The organism is Aestuariimicrobium ganziense (assembly GCF_015352975.1).
GTDB lineage: Bacteria > Actinomycetota > Actinomycetes > Propionibacteriales > Propionibacteriaceae > Aestuariimicrobium > Aestuariimicrobium ganziense.
In genome coordinates this window covers 1-22,689 of sequence record NZ_JACYIZ010000002.1, presented here as the reverse complement: position 1 = coordinate 22,689, position 22,689 = coordinate 1, and the positions used below count along the sequence as shown (strand labels likewise).

At 70.0% G+C, this 22,689-nt stretch carries 15 protein-coding genes and 1 pseudogene; 7 read left to right on the top strand and 9 right to left on the bottom strand.

Annotation, left to right across the window (positions count from 1 at the left end; all coding sequences use genetic code 11):
• Window positions 1-7: 7 nt before the first annotated feature.
• Window positions 8-859, top strand: a complete 852-nt coding sequence (gene nudC / locus IE660_RS03750) for an NAD(+) diphosphatase (protein ID WP_203567020.1) — start codon at window positions 8-10, stop codon at window positions 857-859.
• Here nudC and recD read toward each other — a convergent pair.
• The 3 genes from recD to IE660_RS03735 are packed head-to-tail and all read right to left on the bottom strand — an operon-like array spanning window position 844 to window position 9,226.
• Window positions 844-2,715, bottom strand: a complete 1,872-nt coding sequence (recD, locus tag IE660_RS03745; RefSeq protein WP_203567019.1) for an exodeoxyribonuclease V subunit alpha — start codon at window positions 2,713-2,715, stop codon at window positions 844-846. The two genes, nudC and recD, sit on opposite strands and share 16 nt — an antisense overlap.
• On the bottom strand, window positions 2,712-6,056 hold the full coding sequence (locus tag IE660_RS03740) for a UvrD-helicase domain-containing protein (protein ID WP_203567018.1): 3,345 nt from the start codon (window positions 6,054-6,056) through the stop codon (window positions 2,712-2,714). The genes recD and IE660_RS03740 overlap by 4 nt, the downstream gene beginning before the upstream one ends.
• Complete coding sequence (locus tag IE660_RS03735) at window positions 6,053-9,226, bottom strand: exodeoxyribonuclease V subunit gamma (protein ID WP_203567017.1); 3,174 nt, start codon at window positions 9,224-9,226, stop codon at window positions 6,053-6,055. Before IE660_RS03735 ends, IE660_RS03740 begins: the two co-directional genes overlap by 4 nt.
• 122 nt (window positions 9,227-9,348) lie before the next feature.
• Between IE660_RS03735 and IE660_RS03730 the strand changes: the two genes are divergently transcribed.
• From IE660_RS03730 to IE660_RS03720, 3 genes are all read left to right on the top strand, one after another.
• A complete protein-coding gene (locus IE660_RS03730; RefSeq protein WP_407928989.1) occupies window positions 9,349-11,445 on the top strand; it encodes an ATP-dependent DNA helicase UvrD2 in 2,097 nt (698 codons plus the stop codon).
• 121 nt (window positions 11,446-11,566) lie between these two features.
• Window positions 11,567-11,707, top strand: coding sequence for a hypothetical protein (locus IE660_RS03725; protein WP_203567015.1), 141 nt, complete (start codon window positions 11,567-11,569; stop codon window positions 11,705-11,707).
• 98 nt (window positions 11,708-11,805) lie between these two features.
• Window positions 11,806-12,159: a WhiB family transcriptional regulator gene (locus tag IE660_RS03720; RefSeq protein ID WP_407928988.1), complete on the top strand. Its 354-nt coding sequence runs from the start codon at window positions 11,806-11,808 to the stop codon at window positions 12,157-12,159.
• A gap of 16 nt (window positions 12,160-12,175) precedes the next feature.
• Here IE660_RS03720 and IE660_RS03715 read toward each other — a convergent pair whose 3' ends face one another.
• The 3 genes from IE660_RS03715 to IE660_RS03705 all read right to left on the bottom strand — a co-directional run bounded on the left by IE660_RS03715 (window position 12,176) and on the right by IE660_RS03705 (window position 15,022).
• Window positions 12,176-13,054 carry a hypothetical protein gene (locus IE660_RS03715; RefSeq protein WP_203567014.1) on the bottom strand — a complete coding sequence of 293 codons (879 nt, stop codon included), beginning with the start codon at window positions 13,052-13,054 and terminating at the stop codon, window positions 12,176-12,178.
• A 141-nt stretch (window positions 13,055-13,195) separates the two neighbouring features.
• Window positions 13,196-13,357: a DUF5679 domain-containing protein gene (locus tag IE660_RS03710; RefSeq protein ID WP_203567013.1), complete on the bottom strand. Its 162-nt coding sequence runs from the start codon at window positions 13,355-13,357 to the stop codon at window positions 13,196-13,198.
• 258 nt (window positions 13,358-13,615) lie between these two features.
• A complete protein-coding gene (locus tag IE660_RS03705; RefSeq protein ID WP_203567012.1) occupies window positions 13,616-15,022 on the bottom strand; it encodes a zinc-dependent metalloprotease in 1,407 nt (468 codons plus the stop codon).
• A gap of 157 nt (window positions 15,023-15,179) precedes the next feature.
• On the opposite strand from IE660_RS03705, the gene IE660_RS03700 reads away from it, so the two are divergent.
• Genes IE660_RS03700 through IE660_RS03690 form a run of 3 tightly spaced genes read left to right on the top strand, consistent with a single transcriptional unit; the run spans window position 15,180 to window position 19,659 of the window.
• Entirely contained in the window at window positions 15,180-16,307 is a 1,128-nt protein-coding gene (locus IE660_RS03700; RefSeq protein WP_203567011.1) for a YlbL family protein, read from the top strand.
• Window positions 16,301-16,825, top strand: a complete 525-nt coding sequence (locus IE660_RS03695; protein WP_203567379.1) for a PPA1309 family protein — start codon at window positions 16,301-16,303, stop codon at window positions 16,823-16,825. The genes IE660_RS03700 and IE660_RS03695 overlap by 7 nt, the downstream gene beginning before the upstream one ends.
• Entirely contained in the window at window positions 16,822-19,659 is a 2,838-nt protein-coding gene (locus IE660_RS03690) for a UPF0182 family membrane protein (RefSeq protein ID WP_203567010.1), read from the top strand. Before IE660_RS03695 ends, IE660_RS03690 begins: the two co-directional genes overlap by 4 nt.
• A 33-nt stretch (window positions 19,660-19,692) precedes the next feature.
• Here the strand turns inward: IE660_RS03690 and IE660_RS03685 are convergent, their stop codons facing one another.
• From IE660_RS03685 to IE660_RS03675, 3 genes and pseudogenes are all read right to left on the bottom strand, one after another.
• The gene (locus IE660_RS03685; RefSeq protein WP_203567009.1) at window positions 19,693-21,060 is read right to left on the bottom strand and encodes a M16 family metallopeptidase; all 1,368 of its coding nucleotides are present in this window, start codon (window positions 21,058-21,060) and stop codon (window positions 19,693-19,695) included.
• On the bottom strand, window positions 21,060-22,328 hold the full coding sequence (locus IE660_RS03680) for a M16 family metallopeptidase (protein WP_203567008.1): 1,269 nt from the start codon (window positions 22,326-22,328) through the stop codon (window positions 21,060-21,062). The genes IE660_RS03685 and IE660_RS03680 overlap by 1 nt, the downstream gene beginning before the upstream one ends.
• A 111-nt stretch (window positions 22,329-22,439) precedes the next feature.
• Window positions 22,440-22,689, bottom strand: a pseudogene (locus IE660_RS03675) (ABC transporter substrate-binding protein); the annotation flags it as partial.

Below are 22,689 nucleotides of genomic sequence, written 5' to 3'. Positions count from 1 at the left end.
CAGCCTCGTGCTCGACCACGTCCTTGACCGCCGCGCTGATGATCGCCGTGACCGGCGGCGTCTCGCCCAGCACCGCGCCGACCTCAAGGCCCGGGTGCTGGTTGTCGACCCCGACGGGATGTTCGCGTCCGAACCCGTGGGCACCAGCGGGCCGCTGCTGCCGGAGGAGTCGGGCGAGGTGTTCCTGGGCGTTGGGCCGTCCGGTCCGTGGTTCGCGCGTCGAGGTGAGGTGCACGGGGGTACCAGCCTGCGTGAGGCGAGCGGCCTGAGCAGCGAGCAGCACCAGGTGGTGATGGCAGCGACGGCGATCCTGGCCTGGCACGACACCGAACCGCGCTGCGAGCGTTGCCACGGCCAGACCGTGCCGGTCGACGGCGGCTTCTCGAGACGGTGCCTCGACTGCGGCCGCCTGGTCTTCCCACGCACCGACCCGGCGATGATCGTGGCCGTGGTCGACGAGGATGACCGGTTGTTGCTGGGCCACCAGCTGACGTGGCCGACCGGACGAGCCTCGCTGCTGGCCGGGTTCACCGAGGCTGGGGAGTCGGTCGAGGCGGCGGTGGTGCGTGAGGTCGGTGAGGAGAGCCAGCTGCAGGTGACTGCGTTGCGCTATCTGGTCAGCCAGCCGTGGCCCTTTCCGCGCTCACTGATGCTGGCCTTCGTGGCTCGGGCGAGCGGTGAGCCGGTGGCCGACGGCGTCGAACTGGAGTGGGTGCGCTGGTTCGGCCGCAGCGACTACGAGCGCGCCCTTGGCTCAGGGATCGTGCTGCCGCCCGGACCCGGGTCGGTCGCCAGGAGGGTCATCGAGGCGTGGCGGGCCGGTCGGTTGCCTTCCCCGGAGGATCAGCCGCTGATCTGAGGCCCGTGCTCGGCCCGGGTGCCCCGCGCCAAGCCGGTGAGTCGTCGGGTCGGACGAGCCAGTGCCGCCTCGACCTGGTCGAGGTTGCCCACGAGCCGCACGCGCTGGGTGGCGCGGGTGAGGGCCGTGTAGAGCAGTTCCCGGGTGAGCAGTGGCGACCCGAGCGGCGGGAGCACCACGGTCACGTGGTTGAACTGGCTGCCCTGCGACTTGTGCACCGTCATGGCGTACAGCGTCTCCAGACCGTCGACCAACGATGCCCCCAGCAGGCGGTGCTGGTCGGCAGGGCCCAGGGCGAGGCGCACTCCGGACTGCGTGGACACCATCACCCCGCTGTCACCGTTGAAGACGTTGATGTCGGGCTGGTTGGTGGTGGCCAGCACCGGACGACCGACATGGTGCTCACCGGCATGACCATGCCCCGGCCTGGCGCGGCGGAGCAGCTCAGCCACCTCACGGGTGAACCGCCCGACCCCGAACGGGCCCTCCCGGTGCGCGCACAGCAGGCGGTGCTCGTCGAGGTCACGCAGCGCCTGCGGCGCGTCGCCCGCCTCGGCCGCGTCGATCATGCTGGTCAGGGGGCCGAGCAGGTCGTCGAGAAGGCCAGGAACCTCGGTGGAGCTGGCGTGGCCCAGGTCGACATCGACGAGTTGGACGCTGTCATCACCGGATGACAGCACCGAGGCAGCGGCCTCGTGGTCACCGGAACGCACGGCGTGGGCCAGATCTTGGATGGCTCCACTGAATCGGTAGTTGTGCTGCAACTCGACCACGGCCGGGGTGGGGTCGGCCTGCGAGACGGTCAGTCCCAGTCGGGTCACGTCAGCCAGCACACGACCGGCCTCGACGCTGCTGAGCTGGTGGGGATCGCCCACCATGACCAGCCTGGTGCGTGGGCCCAGGGCGCTCAGGACGCGCTCGAACAGGAACAGGTCGAGCATGCTGACCTCGTCCAGCACCACCACGTCGTGGGCCAGCGGGTCGTCAGGACCCTTGCGGAAGCCTCCGTGGCGCCCGCGCGCACCGAGCAGCCGGTGCACGGTGAGCCCTGCCGAGATCCTGGGTTTCGACCAGCCGGCCAGGTCGGGGGCGGCCCAGGCTCCGAGCACGGCTTCGTGCAGCCTGGCTGCGGCCTTGCCACTGGGTGCAGCCAGCGCCACTGTGGGCGGCTGGCCGTGCACCTTGGCCAGGACGGCGAGCAGACGTGCGATGGTCGTGGTCTTGCCGGTGCCGGGACCGCCGGCGACCACCGAGGTCCATGAGGTGGCAGCGGCCCTGGCCGCCTGGGCCTGCAGCGGGTCGCTGGGGGAGAACAGCCGGGCCAGCGACTCGTCCAACAGCTGGGTGTCCACGCTCGGGCTGGTGGCCCGGCGGGCTGCCAGGAAACCCTCGATGCGGCGCTCGGTGACCCAGTGTCGCTCCAGGTGCAGCAGGCCGTCGTCCAGGCGCAGCGGGCAGCGGTTCACCTCGGCGAAGGGGTCAGCCACGGCCGGTGAGGACCGCAGGGCCTCGAACCAGTCCTGGGGTTCGGGCCAGGGGAGCGCCTCGACCAGGGCGGTGGCCTCGTCCGGATCGTGGGAGGCCGCATCCTGGACTGTCAGGTCGCGCAGGGCCGGGTCGAGCAGGTCTTCGCGCACCTCCGAGCGGATCGTGGTGAGGTCGATGCAGGACGAGCCGTTGCGGACCGCACGTGCGGTCAACGCCATGGCCAGCACGACCCGGGGGTCGGTGATCCGGTGCAGGCGGGCGACGGTCTGGGCGAGGTGGACGTCGCCGAGGTCGAGGATCCCTGCCAGGTTGAAGTCCCTCAGCACACCGGTGGCACTGATCACGTGGTCGCGGGCGATGTCGGTCACAGTCCCTCCAGGATCGCCGAGGCCTCGAGCACGAGGGCTGCCGGCGGGTGCCAGGTGAACACACCCCAGGGCATGTCGAGGGGTTGCTCGACCGTGTCGTCAGCCATGCCCCTCACGAACAGGTAGCCAACGCCGCCGAGGTGCTGGTCGGGGTCGTAGCCGGGAACGCGCAGGGTCAGGAATCGGTGCAGGGCCACGCTGTAGAGCAGGGCCTGCAGCGGGTAGTGGGAGGCCATCATCGCCTCGGCCATGGCCGCCGCGGAGTAGTGCTGCACCGTCAGCACCTCGTCGGGTGGCAGTGGCATCCGGTTGGTCTTGTAGTCCAGCACCAGGTAGCGGGTGGTGTCGCCATCACGTTGGCGCAGCACCGCATCGATCGACCCGGTCAGCCAACCAGCCAACAAGCGGTCACCGGCCACCGTGGCCCCAAGCCGTGCGCCGTAGTCGCCCAGCGGGTCCGAGGCGTCGAGATGACGGGTGAACGCTGCCGCCAGGTCGGCCACCGAGTGGGCCCTGCGCGTGTCGTCGGCCATCGGTAGTTCGAAGACCAACTCGGGCAGGCGATCGGTGGTCGGGTAGTCGCAGAGCGCCCGCCCCTGGCTCAGCGACCCCAGCGAACTGGTCACCACCTCTCGCAGACCCAACGCCAGGTCGGTGGCCGACACGTCGGGCAGCGGCACCTGGTCGAGCGCGGCCACACTGGCCCGGGTCAGTTCAGCATCCAGGTCATTCACCGACGGATCGAGGTCCTCCAGCACGGCGTGCACCAGGGTGCCGAACTGCACCCCGCCCGGGAAGCTCGCCAGGGGCGACACCTTTCGGTCACCGGCCTCGGGCTGGACGTCGTCCCTGATCGGGGTGGGGGGACCGTCGTCTGCTGCAAGCTCGTCGAGATCGTCCGGCTCGTCGTCGATCTGGGTTCGCGGCGCGGGGTGGAGTCCTGGGGCCGACACGGCGTCGTGCACGTCGCTGGTGAGGGCGCTGTAGCTGGTGCGGCGCCAGTGTGGGTCGATCTCCCGGTCGAAGCGCCGCAGTTCAGGCACAGGTGTCATCTTGTCGGGAAGGGCTGCCCGGGCCGGGGCGGGAGGCTCGACCACCCTGGTCGCCTGCCACAGGGTGCCACCCCACCGAGCCAGCAGGCGTGCGGCTGGTTCCTCGGCGAGCGCCACGATCGGTGGGGGCGACTGGGCGGTGGTCGTGAGGTCGGCCAGCGCGCGATGCAGAGGCGAACGAGGCGTGTTCAGTCCACTGGGCGCCCACCAGGCGCGCAGGGCGTACTTGGCACGGGTCAGGGCGACGTAGAGCAGCCGTAGTTCCTCGTCTGCCGCTTCCTGGTCGGCCGCGGACTCCTCTGCCTTGGTCGGGGCGAGCTTGATCCTGGCCCGCCGCTGGTCGTCGTGGGTGACCACCGGCTCGAACCGACGACGCGTGGGTGCGGTCCAGGTCGAGGCCTCGGGTACGAGCACGATCGGCAGGTCGAGGCCCTTGGAGCGGTGGATCGTCATGATCTGCACTGCGCCACGGTCGCTCTCGAGGCGACGCATACCCTCTTCGGAGCCGGCACCACCGTCGACGCGATCGGCCAGCCATGCCCGCAGGGCGCTCACGCCGCAGTCGGTGCGGCGCTGGTGGTCGTGCAGCAGCTGGCTGATGTGGCGCAGGTCGGTGGCCACCCGCTCCCCGTCCTGGCCGCCCAGCACCCGACGCAGCACGTCGCGCTGCTCACACAGTTCGGCGAAGCCCGCGGCCACGCCATGACGGGTGATCACCCCGGCGACATCCTTGATCGTCACCGCGATGTCGGCCACGGCCATGTCGTCGAGGCGCGACAGCGTCATGACGTCGTGGCCGAAGAAGGCCGTCAGCGTGGCTCGACGGATGTTGGCGGTGGTCGGCTGCTCCATCGCATCGAGCAGGCGGAGCCAGTCCTTGGCGGCGAGGGTGTCGAAGACCGACCCGGCACCGGAGAAGACTGCCTGCACCCCGGCCTCGAGCAGTGCCTCCTTCAACTCGTCACCGCGGCGGTTGGTGCGCACCAGGATCGCGATGTCGCCGGGGTGCACCCGGGCACGCTGTGGACCGGAGGAGCCGAATGGCGGTTCGACGAACTCAGCCGCCAGCAGCCGGGTGACCTCGGCCACCACGTCGTGGGTGATCAACCTGGTGGCTTCGACGTCCGACATCGTCCGGTCTTCAGCGCCGGTCACCAGGCGCAACTGCACCACCGGCATCGGCCCGTCGGCGCCCTCGAGGTGGCGGTCGTCGTGGTGGGCACCCACCGTCGGCAGGGTGATGCCTGTGCCCAGCGCGCGCGGCCCGAACAGCTGGGCCACCGCGGCGACGACGGTGTGGCCACTGCGCCAGTTGGTGGCGAGGGTGACCTGGTCACTTCCCTCGACTGCACGCAGGTAGGCCTGCACGTCTGCGCCCCGGAAGGCATAGATGGCCTGCTTGGGATCGCCCACCAGCACCAGCGGACTCCGCCCGTCGAACGCGGCCTGGGCGATCTCCCACTGCATCGAGTCGGTGTCCTGGTACTCGTCGATCATCACCCAACGGAAGCGGTCGGCCAGCTTCTGTCGGGCCCGCAGCACGGGGTCGCCCTCGGCGAACATCGTCGCCGGCAGGTCGGCCTGCAGGGCGCGGTGCAGTCGGGTGACCATGTCGTCGTAGCCGTGCACACCCAGGACGCGCTTGCGCTGTTCGAGCCCGGCCCGCACCGCGGTGGCCAGCGCCCAGTGCTCGGCCGGGACTCCCTCAGGGCCGTCGAGCGGTTCCAGGCGCTTCACGACGAACTCGGCGACCGCGCGTGCCTTGCTGACGTGGAACTGCGAGGGAGCAGCGTCGGCGTGCTGGCGCAGGTAGCAGTCGCGAAACACCTGCTCGAAGATCTCGTCGAGGTCGTCGGCGAACACTTCACGGTTGTCGTGGTCGACCAGCACCCCCAGTTCAGCCAGCATCGAGGCACAGAACCCGTGGGTCGTGGCGATCGTCGCCCGGTCGACGTCACGCAGCGCGGTCGCCACCCGGCTGGCGCGCAGCGCACGTTCGTCGCCGTTGCCGGCGATCAGGTGGTCGATCCCGTCCCCGGGCTGCCGGCGATCGGCGAGCAGTTCGACCGCGTCGACCAGGCGCGCGTGCAGGCGGGAGCGCAGCTCGGTCGAGGCCCGGTTGCCGAAGGTCACCAGCATCACCTGTTCGACGGTGCACCAGCCCTCGGCCAGGGCACGGACGGTGAGCCCGGCGATGGCGGTGGTCTTTCCCGTCCCGGCACTCGCCTCGATCACCGTGGTGGTCGCTGCACTGGTGATCAGCGCTGCGTCGAACTGTCGAACAGTCATCGGCGGGCCTGGCTGATCTGGCCGAACACGTGGTCGGCGAGCTGGACCAAGGTCATGCCGTCGACACCGCTGTCACGCACCCGCAGCGCCTCCCACGGCTCGGTGGTGAACATGGCCCAGTCGGCATCGCGTTCGCTCTTCCACTCCCACGCGCGGGCAACCCTCGCCCGGTCGTCGTCGCCCCGCTCCCACGGGCCGTCGACACTGGCTTCGCGAAGCAGTTGGTCCATCGGCGCCAGCAGCACGCGAGACAGGCCTCGCCGGTACCAGGTGAGGTACCACCCCAGCTGCGCGAGGGCCTCAGCGCGGCTGGGGCCCAGCAGCACGGTGCGGGAGTCCTTGCGCACCACGTGGGACTCGACCGACTGCCCGGTCTGGGCCACCACAGCCAGGAGTTCGAGCCAGGTCGCGAGCAGTGAGCTGCCCTTGAGCCTGGCGAACGACTGGCTGACCAGGTGGCCGTCGCGCAACCGCACCATGCCGGTCAACGGGGTGGTGCCCAGCGTGAGGCTGATCGGGTGGTCGGTGACCGTGGCATCACGGGGCAGGCTGTGGTCGAGCAGTCGGTCGACCTTGGTCGCGACCCGCTCAAGCTGCTTGCGGCCCATCAGGCCTGGCGGCACATTGCCGCGCAGCCACTCAAGGCTCAGCGCCTCGTCACGGGTGAGCCCGCTCGCGTGTGAGGCCAGCAGGCCCTCGCCGACGGTGTACTCCGACATCGCGAACAACTCCAGCGGCAGGTGGGTCTCCAGGTGCTCGCTGTGGCGTTGCATGGAAGCGCCGATGGTGTGTTGCAGCAACGCCCTGGCCGGGTGTCGCCAGAAGGCGAGCAGGTCGGCCAGCGCCACCGGCTCCTCCGGGTCGAGCGCGTCGAAGCGCCAGGTGGTCGCATCGACCGGTGGTTCGGGCCTGGCCTCCAGTCGCAACCTGAGCGCGCCGGCGGCGGCGTGGGAGTGGGCGTCGAAGCTGAACGGACGATCACCGGTGCGGGCCGCGAAGTTGTCGACGCCGTGAGGCTGCAGGGGATGGGTCATCACCGGCCAACGCCAGGTGAGCGGGGCCGTGCGGCCAGGGGGTTGGGTGACCAGCGCCATCGCTGCCCTCAACTCGGTGACGGCGACCGGCTCGTCGATCGGGTCGTTGGTGCGGGAGTCGCGGTGGGCATGGGTGATCACCACGTGGTCGGAGGCGGCCAGGATCGCGTCGAGCAGCGCCCCCTGCGACCTGAGCCGACGGTCCTGCCAGGCGAGCCGGTCGGCGACGGGCACCAGGTCGTCGCCCACTCGTCCGGGACGAGCCGGGAAGCACTGGTCGTCCAGCCCAAGCACGGCCACGACTCGGTGGGGGACACCGCGAAGTTCGTCCAGACCGACCACCTGCAGGTTGCCGTTGCCGAAGGCGGGACGTCGGTGGCTGCGCCCGGCCAGGCCAGAGACCATCGTGTGCACGTCGGCACGTGACATCCGTCCGCCGGCAGCACCGGCCCGGGACGCCCAAGACCGCACCGCGGCGCGGGCCGCGGTCAGCTGCCACTGCTCGTCGCGGGGCAGGGACGCCAACATGCCCAGGGCGTCGTCCAACCTGGTCACCCACTGGTCGGGGGTCGCCGGGGTGGCAGTGTCGGCGCGCACCTTGCGCAGTCGCGAGACCAGCTCTGCCAAGGAGCCGGCCACGGCAAGGTCCTGGGCGTCCGTCATCGGGGCGGCAGCGGTCAGACCGACCCAGGCCGGGGGAGTGTCGGCCATCGTGGCACCCAGCATCATCCGCTCGACCCCGGCGAACCAGGTCGACTGCGGCACCTGCAGGTCGAAGGCCTGCTGACGGTGGGACAGGTCGAGACCCCACCGGACCTGGGCCCGTGACAGCAGGCTCCGGACGAGCTCGAGGTTGTCACCACCGAAGCCGAAGTGGTGGCGCACGCACGGGTTGGCGCACAGGTCGACCAGGTCGGCGCTGGTGGTGCGCTCGGCCGGCAGCGCCAGGATGCGCTCGAGCAGGGCAAGGGCCTGGTTGTCGACGACGCGCATCCCCGGGGTCTGCACGCGCAGTCGATGGCCCGGGTGGTGCCCGTCGTCACCGAGACCGAAGGCCGCGTCCAGCAGGGGAGCGAACCTGTCCAGGTCGGGGCAGACCATCACCACGTCGCGAGGCTCGAGGTCGGGGTGCTCGTCGAACAGGCCGCAGAGCACTTCACGCAGCACTTCGACCTGCCGGTCTGCGCCGTGGCTGGCGTGCACCTGCACCGAGTGGTCCACGCCCCCGCGGACGGGGTCGGCGCCGCGGAGCACCTGCTGCAGGCGCCCCAGGGCGGTCGTGCCGGGCTGGTCGGGCAGCACCGTTCCCGACTCGTCCAGTTCGATGCCCTCGACCGCGCGCCACTGGGCCAGGGCAGCTGCGCCCTGACGCCCCATCGGGGCCATCGGGCCGACGCGGTCGGGGTCGGCGCTGACCAGCTGCCACAGCCTGGTCGCTCGACCCGAACCCAGTGCGGTGAGCAGTTCGAGGTCGAGGGGGGCCAGCGGTTCGAGGCTGATCACGGCGACCCGCTGGCGATCGGAGTCGTCGCGGAGGGCCTCGACCACCCTCCGGTGGCGCTGCAGCGGTCCGGGGGCGCCGATCCGATGGGTGAGTTGGCGCCACAGCTCGTACTGCCAACGGTCGTGCACCAGTGGCTGTCCGTCCGGTCCGACAGCCGTGCCCTGCTCCCACGCGGTGACCATTGACGGCACTCGTCGGCAGTAGCCCAGCAACAGGCGGGCGAGACGGGTGGCGGTGGCCAGCCGTCGTCCGGGGCGCTCGTACTCGGTGACATCGTCGAGCACCGGGGCAAGGTGGTTGCGCACCGGTGTCATCCAGGCCGACTGCCAGTGGTCCTCGAAGACCCTGACCAGGGTGGCGGTGACCGCGGTCGACGACCAGGGGTCTGAGCTCGGGTCGAGGTCGGCGTGACGAACGGTGAGGTCACGGCGCAGCTGCGCCATCGTGATCGCACGGACCCCGGCCGTGACGCCAAGGCCCAGGGCCAGCTGCTGGGAGAACCAGCGGTGGTGCCCTGCGCCCGGGGTCACCAGCAGGTCGGTGTCGAAGGGGTCTGCAGGGGGCACGGCCCACCACCGGCCCAGGCCGTCAGCAGCCTGGCGCAGCGTGCGCACGACCGACACCTCGAGCACTGGGCCTCCCCTCGACAACTGGTGATGGCTCGTTGGCGAACCTGCGGACCAATCTATGGCCCCGCACTGACAAAACTGTGCGAGCAGGATGGTCGGGGCGCTCGTCGGACCGGCCGCCTACAGTGGCCTGCGTGGATGCGACCCCTGACCAAGTACTGGCTGCCCTCGACCCCGAGCAGCGTCAGGTGGCGACCGCACTCGATGGGCCGGTCGTGGTGCTCGCCGGGGCAGGAACGGGCAAGACCCGGGCGATCACCCACCGGATCGCCCATGCGGCGCTGGTCGGCGCCCACGACCCAGGACGGACGTTGGCCGTCACCTTCACCACCCGTGCTGCCGGCGAGATGCGCTCGCGCCTGCAGGCGTTGGGTGTGGCAGGGGTGCAGGCTCGCACCTTCCACTCCGCCGCCCTGAGGCAGGTGCAGCACTTCTGGCCGCGTGCCTACGGGGTCGAGCTGCCCCCGGTCAGCGACCAGCGGATGGGGCTCGCGGCGCAGGCCGCCCACGAGTGCGGACTGTCGGCCGACACCGCGCTGCTGCGCGACCTGCTCGGCGAGATTTCGTGGGCCAAGGTCTCCAACGTCACCATCGGCGACTACCCACGCCTGGCAAGGGCGACCGGCCGCCAGGTCGCCGGCCTGGAACCGGCAGCCGTGGCCCGGGTACTGGGCGCCTACGAGGCCGCCAAGCGCGAACGCGGGGTGATCGACTTCGACGACATCCTGCTGTGCACCGTCGCCCTGCTGCACGAACACCCTGACGTCGCTGAGCAGGTGCGCGGGCGCTACCGACACTTCGTGGTCGACGAGTACCAGGACGTCAGCCCCCTGCAGCAGACCCTGCTCGACGCCTGGGTGGGCGACTCGGTCGACCTGTGCGTGGTCGGCGATCCGCAGCAGTCCATCCACGGCTTCGCCGGAGCGCGTCCCGAGCACCTGCTGGGATTCTCCGCGGCGCACCCGAACTGCCGCGAGGTGCGCCTGGTGCGCGACTACCGCAGCACACCCCAGGTCGTCCAACTCGCCAACCGGGTGCTGGCGCGGGCCCCTCGCCGCCGCGACCAGCCAGCCCCGCTCAACCTCGTCGCGCAGGCGCCGGACGGACCCGATCCGGAGTTCGCGAGCCTTCCCGACGGGGCGGCCGAGGCTCGCGCCGTGGCGTCCTGGTTCCGCGACCTGCACGCCAGCGGGACGCCCTGGCGCGAGATGGCGGTGCTCACCCGGATCAACGCGCAGGCTCCTGCGCTCGAGGCCGCGTTGGCCGACCTCGGTGTGCCGTACAGCGTGCGGGGAAGCGAACGCTTCTACGAACGGCCCGAGATCCGTCAAGCCCTCACCCACCTCGGCGCTCGTGCCCAGCAGGACCCCCCAGGGCCGGGGCTGAGCGCACTGCGCGAACTGTTGACCGGTCTGGGCTGGTCGTCCGAGCCGCCGCAGGGCTCCGGGCGGGTCAGGGAACGCTGGGAGTCCTGGCAGGCGCTGGTCGACGTTGGCTGCGACGTCGACCCCGACGAGGAGCTCACGTTGGGGCAGTTGGCCGACGAGTTGCACGCACGAGCGAGCCTGCAGCACGTCCCGGTCGCCGATTCGGTGGTGGTCTCGACACTGCACTCGGCCAAGGGGCTGGAATGGGACGCAGTCGCCCTGGTCGGTGTGCAGGAGGGCACCCTGCCCTTCGTCCTGGCCAGCACGCCGAGCCAGGTCGACGAGGAGCGGCGGTTGCTCTACGTCGGCATCACCCGTGCCCGCAGGCACCTGCGGCTGTCATGGTCGCGAGGTGGTCCTGGACGGTCGTCCCGCCCGGTGTCCCGCTTCCTCGACGGTCTGACCCCGGCCACCTTGGTCGAGGAGCCGAAGCCGCGGGCCGGCCGGCGCAGGGGGACGACCCTTGCTGACGTCTGCCGGGTCTGCGGCGAGGGCCTGCGTACCGGTGCCGATCGCAAGCTGGGCCGCCATGCCGGGTGCCCGAGTTCGTACGACGAGTCGCTGTTGGCACAGCTCAAGCAGTGGCGACTGGAGGTGGCACAGGCTGCCTCGATGCCGGCGTTCGTGGTGTTCACCGACGCCACCCTGATCGCGATCGCCGAGCAGTTGCCCACGAGCTCCAGCGAGCTGCTGGCCATCTCTGGGGTCGGGCGGAGCAAGCTCGAGCGCCACGGTGATGACGTGCTCCGGATCCTGGCCGACCATCGCTCGGCGCAGGGGGCGACCCTGGTCTGAGCGATCGGCATCAGCGCTTGTCGAAAATGGGTTGCGCGGCCTGACACCGGTTCCAGTAGAGTGGGGCGCGCACCCTGTGGAACAGGTCGTGCCCACACCGGTCCGGAGAGGAGGAGCCCCCATGCTGATCACCATCATCAATGGCTTGGGCCTCACCCTTGGCATGTCGTGCACCCCGTCGGGGGCCGCCACTGCCCGACCCAAGACCTACGTGGGCACTCCCGCCCAGCGGACCAGTCTGGAATCGCGCGCACTCGTCTAGACGTGCAGCTGCCGACCAGGCCGTGAATCCGCACTCCGGGTTCACGGCCTTCGTGATTTCCCGGATCCCAGAACAGGCACCATCCACAGGAGATCCTCATGAGCCACGACGTGTTGAACCGCGACGTGACCCGCACCGACACGACCAGCGCCGACCTGATGTGGCTGGCCGAGCAGGCCGACCTGCCCTGCCAGGACCACGACCCGGAGGTGTTCTTCGCCGATGCCCCCGCCACGGTCGAGTTCGCCAAGACGGTCTGTGGCCCGTGCCCGCTGCGCGAGGAGTGCCTGGCAGGCGCCCTGCGACGTCGCGAGCCCCACGGCGTCTGGGGCGGCGAGCTGTTCCAGAACGGCGTGGTCATCGCACGCAAGCGTCCCCGTGGACGCCCGCCCAAGCACCCCCGCCCGCTCGAGACGGTTCCAGCGGCGGCGCAGGTGGTTCGCGCCGCGTGAGCCAGCCTCACGGCCATCACCCGCGACAGGAGCACTGGGGGTGGGGTGGCCAAAGCACGGTGCTGGCCGGCCCTCGTCCCAGCTGCAACTGCACCACCTCGCCGCGACCGAAGCAGTCGTCGTCTCGGGCCAGGGTGTGCAGCCACGACGCCACCGTGGCCTGGATCCAGGCCACGGTGGTGTCGGCGGGACGAGCGGGCCTGCGGGCCAGTGCCGCGACCACTGCCCACCAGTGCGGGTCACGGTCGCTGTGGTGGCGGTCGAGACACCCCACGCAGGCGCTGCCGCCGGGGAGGACGAACGGTCCGACAGTGGCGCGGTCGCGGTGCGCTGTGACCACCAGGTGGGGCAGGCAGGTGCGCACCAAGTGATCGGTGATTGCCCGGTCAGCCTCGACCTGGCGCTCGGCCACCACGACCAGGTCGACCGGAGCGTCGGCGCCCAACTCCGACCAGTGGCCCTGGGCGACCACTCGTGCGGGGTCGGCGCCAGCCGCGAGCAGGTCACGCCTCAGGTCGTCGGCGCCGGTCAGCGGACGCCGTTGACGGTGGGTGGCCATCACCAGGCCACGCGGGTCGAGTACCAGCAGTGAGCTGCCGGGCACGTCGAGGACAGCGCGGGCACAGGCGCCGGCCGCGGCGCGTGACCCGACCACGGCCACCGACAGCCGCTTGGTGGGCGGACTGATCAGGCCGTGCAGGTCGAGGTCGTCGAACAGCTCCTGGTCGATCGCGCCACCGGTGCGCATCGCGATGAGGGCGTCGATGGTGACCTGGTCCAAGGTGCCGAGGTCCCACTGGTCACCATGCCGGTCGACCAGTCGCCATCGTCCGCCGATCTCGACGAGGTCGGCGTCGAGCGGGCTGTGCGGCGACGGTGCGGTGGCGATCTCCATGCCGACAGCCTGCGCAGCCGACGATCACTCGTCCATGCCCACGCCCGACGCGGGCAACACCCGGACAACACCCGCAGAACGCCGACGGGACGGACCCTTGTCAGGATCCGTCCCGTCGGAAGTTGCGGGTGTCGCCTTGGCTCAGGCGCGACCCAGGATGCGGTTCAGGTTGGTGCCGCACTCGGGGCACTTGGCCTTGGCCATCCGGGTGCCCTTGTCGTTGACCACGACGTTGCCCTCGGCCTTGCGCTTGTCCTTGCACTTCACGCAGTAGAACTCACCGCTGTAGGTCTCGTCAGCCACGTTTCCTCCTTGTTGTTAGGGGCTCCCACACCCCCCAACCGAGTGGGGAACACGGGACAACTACCCGCACACTGTAGCGAAGCAGGGGGTGCTGTGCCCGTCGGCGCCTCACGACGCGCCGCAGTTCCGCCGAAGGGAGAAGCCCCCGGTCTTCGCGGTCGCATGCCTTCCCCTGCACGCGGTCCGCTCCCTCCGGGGGCTTCGCCCGTAACGCTAGTGGCAGGCCGACGTCAACGTCAAGGTGCCAGCGCGCCCTGCTCAGTCCTGCTCGCGGCCCTCCTGCTCGAGCAGCTTGGCCAGCTCACGGTCGAGGTCGTCCAACGACTCGTCGGCCGCCTGGTCGCCTCCCTCGGCCTCACCTACGACATAGCCCATCGGGTCGTCCAGCGCCGACGCCGAGGGCAGCAGGTCAGGATGCGACCACAGCCCGTCACGGGCGACCGCGCCACGCTCGGCATCGATGGCTGCCCACAGGTTCTGAGCGTCCCGCACCCGGCGGGGACGAAGCTCGAGCCCCACCAGGGCTTGGAACACCTTCTCGGCGGGCCCGCCCACGCCCCGGCGACGCCGCAGGGTCTCGGCCAGTGCGGCATGGTTCGGCATCCACCGAGTCGCGGCGACTGCGACCACGTGGTCGACCCACCCCTCGGTGAGGGCGAGAAGGGTCTCCAGCCGTTGCAGCACCGCCCGCTGCTCGTCGGTCTGGGTCGGTTCGAACAGCTTGCCCTGCAACTGCTGGGACAGCTCCTGCAGGCGCTCGGGGGTGAGTGAGCCGATGTCGTCCATCGCGATGGTCGACTCGATCACGTCACGGTCGATGCGGGTCTCGTGAGCGTAGTGCTCCACCAGCGCCAGCAACTGCGGTGCGAGCCATCCGACCGCGCTGAACAGCCGCTGCCGGGCCGCCTCGCGCAGGGTCAGGTACAACCGAATGTCGTCGCTGGGCAGGTCGAGGTCGGCGAAGTGGGTGTCGATGTTGGACTGCATCAGCGTGACGCGTGGCCGGCTGAGCAACTGGATGCCGATCTCGGTGCCCGAGACCACCTGGCCGGACAGTTCGGCCAAGGCCTGCGAGAACTGCATCGTGTACATGCCACCGGCCATCTGGCGCAGCATCGGCACGAACATCGTGGCCATCGCCGCCATCGGGTCGTCCTCGTGACCGTCGGTGGCCAACAACCCGGCCATCGCGTCGCCCAGTGAGGTGACGATCGGTTCGACGATCGGCTTCCACGAGTCGAGGGTCTGCTCGATCCACTCCGCCCGGCTCCACACCTGGGGGGTCGCCGTCACGGCGGGGAACTCGCATGCCTCGTCGAGCCACAGTTCGGCCAGGCGGGCCGCGTCGGCCAGGCCACGCTGCTGGCTGGGAGTCGGGGAGGGGTCGCTGCCCCTGGCCGCACTCAGGTGTCGCGTGGCCACCCGGGCCTGCGTCCAGTCGATCGGCGAGCCGGTGGCACTGCCCGCACCGCCCATGCCGGCGGCGCCACCGAGCAGTCCGGACCCGCCCAGCAGGCGCTGCACCTGCGCCATCAGGGCGTTCAGGTCGAGCGGTTGGTCGCCGTTGCCCATGCCCATCTGCTCGAACAGTTGGCGGAAGGGGTCGACCGGGTCGCCCTCGGGCTGGTCGCCGGGACGAGGGTCGTGGTCAGGGGTGTCGTTCATCGTGTGTGTGGCCTCCTGGCCGGGTCGGGCTGCGGGTGTCGTCGAGGTCGCAGAGCGAGCGCGGCGACAGCACCATTGAACAGCACTCCCATTGAACCGCAGCGGGCAACCGTGTGCGCCTCGGCCGTGGTTGGCGGCTGCCTGTAGGGTTCGGGCCATGAGCGCTGACACGCCTGCCCCGGCGGCACCGGGGAAGCGGCCCCGTGGTCGGCGTCTGCGTCGCTGGTTGCGGGGGCCACTGACCACCAACACGCTCACCTCAATGGTGGCTGCCGTGGTGTTCATCGCGCTCGCCGCGGTGATCGCGCTCGCACCGGTCCCGTTCGTGTCATGGGCCCCCGGACGCACCGTCGACCTGGCTGGCAACAACTCCGCGGGCCAGCCGATGATCACCGTGCAGGGACTGCCCACCACCCCGCTCAACGGGCACCTGCGAATGACCACCGTCTCGGTCACCCGGGTGGACTCGTTCGTGTCGCTGCCGGAATCGGTGCTGTCGTACTGGCTGCCCAAGCGCGACGTGCTGCCCCGTGAGGTGGTCTACCCCCGCTCGAAGTCGACCGAACAGGTCAAGTCCGAAGAAGTGGCCATGATGGACAACTCGCAGCGTGCGGCCGTGGTCGCCGCGCTGCGCGCTGCCGGGCAGCCGGTGCTCGAACTGCCGATGGTGGTCAGCGTCGTCGTGTCGGGCCCGGCCAACGGCAAGTTGATGCCCGGCGACCTGATCACCGAGGTGGACGACGTGGCGGTGCAGACCGTGGACGACGTGCGCAACCGGATCCGACGCCACCAGGTGGGGGAGTCGGTCGTGTTCACCGTCGAGCGCGACGGGGCACCGGTCGACGTGACCATCCAGACCGCACCGGGGCCCAAGGAGAAGGCCGTCCCCTACGTGGGCATCAGCCTCGACCTCGGGCACAAGTACCAGGCCAAGGTCAGCTACGGGATCGACCCCAACATCGTCGGCCCGTCAGCCGGACTGGTGTTCGCCCTGGCCATCTACGACCTGGTCACCGAGAACGACCTGCTCGCCGGCATGAACGTCGCCGGCACCGGCTCGATCTCCGCCGACGGCACCGTCTCGCCGATCGGCGGCATCCAGGAGAAGGTCGCGGGCGCCGAGAAGGCCGGCGCCAAGGTGTTCCTGGTGCCCGCGCAGAACTGTCAGGACGTGCAGGGGCTGCGCACCAAGCTCGACCTGGTCAAGGTCTCGACGCTTCGTGAGGCGATCAGCAGCCTGCAGAAGATCAAGCAGAACAACTCGGAGGGGGTGCCTCGCTGTTGAGCGAGCAGGACCACAGTGTTCCCGACGCTCTGGTGGCCGCCCTGGCCGACATCGAGCGCCATGTGTCGCGCTCGGGCTGGGACCAGCCGGCACGACTGTTCGCGCTGGTGCGCACCGATGAACTGATCCGCAACGAGCCGTCGTTGGCCGAACACCTGTCGGTGGGCGCTCCTGACGGGTTGTCATCGGTCGAACAGGAGGACTTCCACGCTGGCGAGCGGCTCGACCAGACCCTGGCAGGCATCGCCTGGCCAGCCTCGGTCGCCGGTTGCGCGATTGCCTTCGAGCACGCCACCGTGCCACCCGAGTACGAGCACGAGCTACCCCAGGACCCGCACGAGGCCAGTCTGTTCGTGGCGAGACATCCGCACCGTGTCGACATCCGCCTGGTGGCAGGCGCCCTGCGTGACGGCAGCCAGTACGGCCTGGGACGCGTGGTCTCGAACCCCGATGACCTCGTCGGCGGACCCGAGTTCGTACCAGCACTGACCAAGGCCCTGTGGGAGACGCTGCGATGACCGAACGCCGTGGAGTGCGCTGGGGTGTGGTGGCCGCAGTCGTGGCGGCCCTGCTGGTCATCTACCTGATCGCCACCGAGATCGCCGCCACCTGGCTGTGGTTCCGCGAGGTGGGCTTCCAGTCGGTCTACACCACCAGGCTGGCAGCCAGTGTGCTGCTGTTCGTGGTCTTCGGGCTGGCGATGGCCCTGGGTGTGGGGTCGATGATGTGGCTGGCGCAGCGGATGCGTCCGAGGATTCGCCCCGAGGACACCTCGGCGATGCTGGCGCGCTACCGCGAACTCATCCAGCGCCGCTCCCGCACCTCGATCATCCTGCCCGCCCTCGCGTTCGGCCTGCTGGCCGGGGTGTCGGCGGTCGAGCGCACCGACATGTTCCTGGCCTGGCGCCACGCCACGGGCTTCGGCGTGCGTGACCCATGGACCGGACTCGACGTGAGCTTCTTCGTGTTCAGCTACCCCTGGTGGCGGTTCGTCGTCGGCTTCGCGATGAGCGTCGTGGTGGCCGCCCTGGTGGGCGCCACACTGACCCACTTCGCCAACGGAGCGCTGCGCACCCTGAACATGTCCGGTCCGCCCGGGGTGGTCACCGTGCGCCGACGCAGTCCCTTCGACAGCCCCGCACAGGCCCACCTGTCGGTGATGATGGGCGTGCTGCTGGTGCTCTACGGCCTGAGCAGCCTGCTCGACCGGTATGGCTTCGCGATCAACCAGAACTCGCTGTTCACCGGTGTCGGCTACACCGACCATCACGCCCGGATGACCGGCAAGGTGGTGATCGCGGTGATCAGCTTCGTGTGCGCGGCGCTGTTCTTCGCCAACGCCCGGGTGCGACGCTGGTCGATCCCAGGTCTGGCCATCCTGGTCATGCTGGTGGCCTCGCTGGTGGTGCAGGGCATCTACCCGGCCGCGCTGCAACGCTTCCACACCAAGCCCAGCGAGCAGGAGCTGGAGCGCCCCTACCTCGAGACGAACATTGCGGCGACCCGAGCCGCGTTCGGCATAGACCGGGTCGAGATCGAGGACTACCCGGCGGTCACCACCGCCAGCGCCGGCCAGCTGCGCAGCGACGCCGCCGCACTGCCGGCGATCCGGCTGATGGACCCTGCCCGGATCCCGGCCACCTTCGAGCAGCGCCAGCAGGTGCGCGGCTACTACTCCTTCCCCTCGGTGCTCGACGTCGACCGATACAACGTCAACGGCACCGTCACCGACGCCGTCGTCGCCGCACGCGAGATCGACGTCAACAACATCCCCGATCGGTCATGGAACAACCTGCACACGGTCTACACCCACGGCTATGGGCTGGTGGCCGCCTACGGCAACCAGCGCGAGAGCAACGGTGAGCCGGTCTGGCTGGCCGGCAACATCCCCAACACCGGTCCGCTCAAGGAGTCGCAGCCGCGGATCTACTACGGCGAGCGTGCCAGCCAGTACGTGGTGGTCGGGGCCCCCGAGGGCACCGCACCGGTCGAACTCGACATCCCCACCTCCGGAGACCTGGGGGCCGAGCAGAAGACCACCTACGACGGTGCCGGCGGGGTCTCGCTGAGCAACCCGCTGTCGCGGGTGCTGTTCGCCACCCACTTCGCCGACCTGAACCTGATCCTGTCCGACCGGGTCAACTCCGAGTCCAAGCTGTTGTTCAACCGCCAGCCGGCCAAGCGGGTTGCCGAGGTCGCCCCGTGGTTGACCCTCGACCAGGACCCGTTCCCCGCAGTGGTCGACGGTCGGATCGTCTGGATCCTCGACGGCTACACGCTCAGCGCGAACTACCCGAACTCCACCCGTACCGACCTGCGCACCGCGACCGCCGACTCCCGCACCGAAACCGGGCGGCTGCAGCAGTCGCAGCCGGTGAACTACATGCGCAACGCGGTCAAGGCCGTGGTCGACGCCTACGACGGCACCGTCACCCTCTACGCCTGGGACGAGGACGACCCGATCCTGCAGACCTGGATGAAGGTGTATCCGGGCGTGGTCAAGCCCAAGTCGGCGATCCAGCCCTCACTGTTGTCGCACGTGCGTTACCCGCAGGACCTGTTCAAGGTGCAGCGAGAGGTGTTGGGCCGCTACCACACCACCAACCCCTACACCCTGATCCAGGGCACCGACCTGTGGCGGGTGCCCAACGACCCGGTCGCCGGGGGCAACACCCTCGAGCCGCCGTACTACCTGAGCATCAAGTGGCCGGGCGACTCCGAACCGGTGTTCAGCCAGACCACGTTGTTCGTCCCCGACAAGCGCGAGAACCTGCGTGCCTATCTGGCGGTGAACGCCGACGCCGCGTCGTCCGACTACGGCACGTTGCGCATCCTGCGCATGGAGGACGCCCAACAGATCGCCGGTCCTTCGCAGACGATGAATGCGATCACGACCAACCCGGTGGTGGCCGAGCGGTTGCGCCCCTTCCTCAACCAGGGGTCGGCGCAGGCCCACTACGGCAACCTGATGACCCTGCCGCTGGGTGGGGGACTGCTCTACGTGCAGCCGATCTACACCCAGCGCGTCTCGTCGAACCAGGGTGGCTACCCGGCCCTGCGCTTCGTGGTGGTCCGCTTCGGTGAGCAGGTGGGCATCGGTGACACCCTGCAGCAGGCCCTCGACCAGGTCTTCGGTGGCGATTCAGGCGCCGACACCGGCGAGGACCCCACCGATGAGGGCGGAGGCTCGACGACCACCAACCCGACGGTGACGAAGCTTCTCGCAGAAGCCGACGCAGCGTTCAAGGCGGCCGAGGAGTCGCTGAAGAACGGTGACCTCGCCGGCTACCAGAAGCAGGTGCAGGTGGCTCGTGCGAAGGTCGCCGAGGCGCTGGCCCTGTCGGGCCGCTGAAGGCCAGAACCCAGTGGTCGGGCCTGTTGGCGATCAGTAGACCTCGAGCGGACGGACCTCGTAGCCGTCGAGTTCGAGGTCACGGGTGAGGGCCTCGGCGTCACCGACCAGGACGATGTGGCCCTCGTCCGGGCCGATGTGGCGACTGAAGGCCGCTGACGCCTCGTCGGTGCCCACGGCTGTGACATTGGCGAAATGGCGGTTGACCTGGTCGGGATCGAGCCCGACCAGGGCCAGTCGGCGTGCCTGGGAGATGATCGAGGCGGGGGTGTCGTAGCGCAGCGCGGCCATGTCGACCAGTTGGGTGCGTGCGTCGTCGACCTCGTCGCCGGTGAGTGGGTTCGAGACCAGGTCGAGCAGTCCGCGGGCCTCCATCAGGGCGGCGACGGCGACCTCGGTGCGGAAGCTTCCGGCCAGGGTCCACTGTCCGGCGTGCAGCATCGGCACCGCGCCCAGGCTGACGCCGTAGGTGTAGCCGCGCTCCTCGCGCAGCACCCGGTTGAGCCTGGACATGAACGACCCGCCGACCGCCACGCAGGCGGTCTGCAGGGCGGCGAAGTCCGGGTGCAGCCGGTCGACCGAGGTACCGCCGATCCGCAGGTCGACCTGCACCGCCCCCGGGCGGTCGACCAGGTGCACGACCGGGCCCGGTGGGGTGGGCAGAGGTTCCTCGCGCACCGGTGACGGGCGCGTACCCGGGGTGGCCCAGTCGGCGAACGAGCGCTCGACCAGCCCAACCAGGTCAGCTGTGTCGGAGAGGTCACCGGCGACCAGCACCCGGGTCGCGGCCGGCGTCCAGTGCCGGGCGTGGAAGTCTGCCACGTCGTCACGGGTCACCCTCGCCACCGAGTCGGCCAGACCAGCGCCGGGACGCGACCGTCGCGAGTCCCACCACCAGGTGACCTGTCGCAAGGCCTGGTTGGCCCGCTGGGGTCCCTGCACCCGGATCTGGTCGATCTGGGCCAGGCGCAGGGCCACGTGGCGGTCGACGTCGGCGGCGGCATGGCTCGGCTGGGTGACGATCTCGGCCAACAGCGGCAGCGCCTGCGCCAGCCGGGTGGAGGGAACGTCGAGGGTGCAGGTGGTGGCCTCGTGGTCGAGTTCGCCGCCGAACGCGGCACCGGCGTCCTCGAGCCGCTCGGCGATCTGGCTGCCCGGGTGTGGCAGCGTGCCCTCGTCCGCCGTGCGCAGGGCGATGCTGGCCACGCCCTCGAGGTCCCTGGGCTCGCTGGCCAGCGGCAGTTCGACCTGGACGTCGGTGGCCACGACGTGCTGGCCCGGCAGGTGGAAGCTCCACAGCTCGATGCCGTTGGGCAGTGTGGTCACCGCGGGCTGCGGGAAGCGCCACGACGGGGCCGCCTGGACGTCCGGTCGCGGGCGGTGGGGGATACGCTGGTCCATCACGCCTCCTCGCGCCGGTAGCGCAGCACGGAACAGTGTTCAGGGTCGAGCCACTGGCTCAGCGCCTGAGCGATCCGTTCGGGGGTGATGGCCAGCAGTTCATCGAGGTGGGTGTTGAGCCGTTGGGGGTCGCCCAGGGCGACCGAGAAGTGGTTGATCGCATCGGCTCGGGAGTCGACGGTGGCCAGTTCGCTCAACCACTCGCGCTCGAGTTGGGCGTGGGCGCGATCGAGTTCGGCCTCGGTGGGGCCGGTGGCGGCGAACTCCGCGAGCGCCTCGCGCAGCACCCGCTCGAGTTCGTCGCTCGGTCCGTCCTGGCGGGCGCGTGCGCTGACCAGGGCCAGGTTGGTGCCGGTCTCCAGACCCATGGTGTGCGCCGAAACACCTTCGGCCAGTTCCCGCTGGACGACCAGCAGCTGGTGCAGCCGGGATGACTGGGTGCGGGTGAGCACGCCCAGTCCCAGGTCGAGCGCCAAGGTGTCGGGGTGGTGGAAGACCGGTACCCGCCAGCCCAGGTGCAGCATGTCGCGGGGGACGGGGCGGACCACCTCTACCTCGTGGGCGACGTCGTGCGGACCCAGCGATGCCGGTGGACGACGATCGGGACGATCGAGGGCGGGCAGGTGGGCGAAGTGCTGCTCGACCAGGGCGAAGCCCTCGTCGACGCCGATCTTGCCGCAGACCACCAGGCTGGCGTTCGAGGGACGGTAGAAGCGCTGGTGGAAGGCCTGCACGTCGTCCAGGCTGGCGGCATCGAGGTCGGCCATCGAGCCGATCGGCACGTGTCCGTAGGCGTGGTCGCCGAAGTGCTGGGCGGTGAGCAGTTCGAAGGTGTCGCCGTAGGGCACGTTGTCGTAACGCTGGCGCTTCTCCTCCTTGACCACGTCACGCTGGGTGTCGAAGTTGATCTGGTCGACCCTCAGGTGCCCCATGCGCTGCGACTCCAGCCACAGGGCGAGTTCGAGCGCACCTCGGTGCACGGTCTCGTGGTAGTTGGTGCGGTCGAAGCTGGTGGTCGCGTTCGCCTCACCACCGGCGGCCTGCATGGCGGCGAGGTGCTCACCGGGGGTGACCCCGGTCCAGGTCCCTTGGAACATCAGGTGCTCGAACAGGTGGGCGAACCCGGTGCGCCCGGCAATCTCGTCGCGCGAGCCGACGCGGTACCACAGGTTGACCGCCACGCCGGGGGCGAGCTGATCGGGGCTGACCACGACGTGCAGACCGTTGTCGAGCACACGGTGCTCGAGGTCGTAGGCAACCCTGGTCATGGAACCCACCCTTACACAGTGCGAGGCGGGCGGGGCAGATGAACACTGCCCCGGGACGATCTCTCGTCCCGGGGCAGCGAGTTCAGGCGTGAGCCTTGGTGGCTTGGCGTGTCAGGCCTTGCCGGTGTTGATGTAGGAGGCGAGCTTCTTGCCGAAGTCGACCGCCGAGATCTTGGCCTTGATCCACGTGTCGACCTCGGTGGAGATGTTGGCGGCCACGACCGCGGTGTTCGAGATCTTCAGCGGGACGGCGTAGCCCTTGGCAGCCAGCTCGTTGAAGGTCTTGGCGTGCGCGGGCAGCGGCGGGTTGTCCTCCTCCACCAGGTTCTCCAGACCCTTGATGGACGGAACGGCGTTGCCA

What these genes read in the sequence shown, in the direction of transcription:
- IE660_RS03740 (WP_203567018.1), bottom strand. Translation starts at nt 6,056, where the DNA reads ATGACTGTTCGACAGTTCGACGCAGCGCTGATCACCAGTGCAGCGACC.
- IE660_RS03725 (WP_203567015.1), top strand. Translation starts at nt 11,567, where the DNA reads ATGCTGATCACCATCATCAATGGCTTGGGCCTCACCCTTGGCATGTCG.
- IE660_RS03720 (WP_407928988.1), top strand. Translation starts at nt 11,806, where the DNA reads ATGAGCCACGACGTGTTGAACCGCGACGTGACCCGCACCGACACGACC.
- IE660_RS03715 (WP_203567014.1), bottom strand. Translation starts at nt 13,054, where the DNA reads ATGGAGATCGCCACCGCACCGTCGCCGCACAGCCCGCTCGACGCCGAC.
- IE660_RS03705 (WP_203567012.1), bottom strand. Translation starts at nt 15,022, where the DNA reads ATGAACGACACCCCTGACCACGACCCTCGTCCCGGCGACCAGCCCGAG.
- IE660_RS03700 (WP_203567011.1), top strand. Translation starts at nt 15,180, where the DNA reads ATGAGCGCTGACACGCCTGCCCCGGCGGCACCGGGGAAGCGGCCCCGT.
- IE660_RS03690 (WP_203567010.1), top strand. Translation starts at nt 16,822, where the DNA reads ATGACCGAACGCCGTGGAGTGCGCTGGGGTGTGGTGGCCGCAGTCGTG.
- IE660_RS03685 (WP_203567009.1), bottom strand. Translation starts at nt 21,060, where the DNA reads ATGGACCAGCGTATCCCCCACCGCCCGCGACCGGACGTCCAGGCGGCC.
- IE660_RS03680 (WP_203567008.1), bottom strand. Translation starts at nt 22,328, where the DNA reads ATGACCAGGGTTGCCTACGACCTCGAGCACCGTGTGCTCGACAACGGT.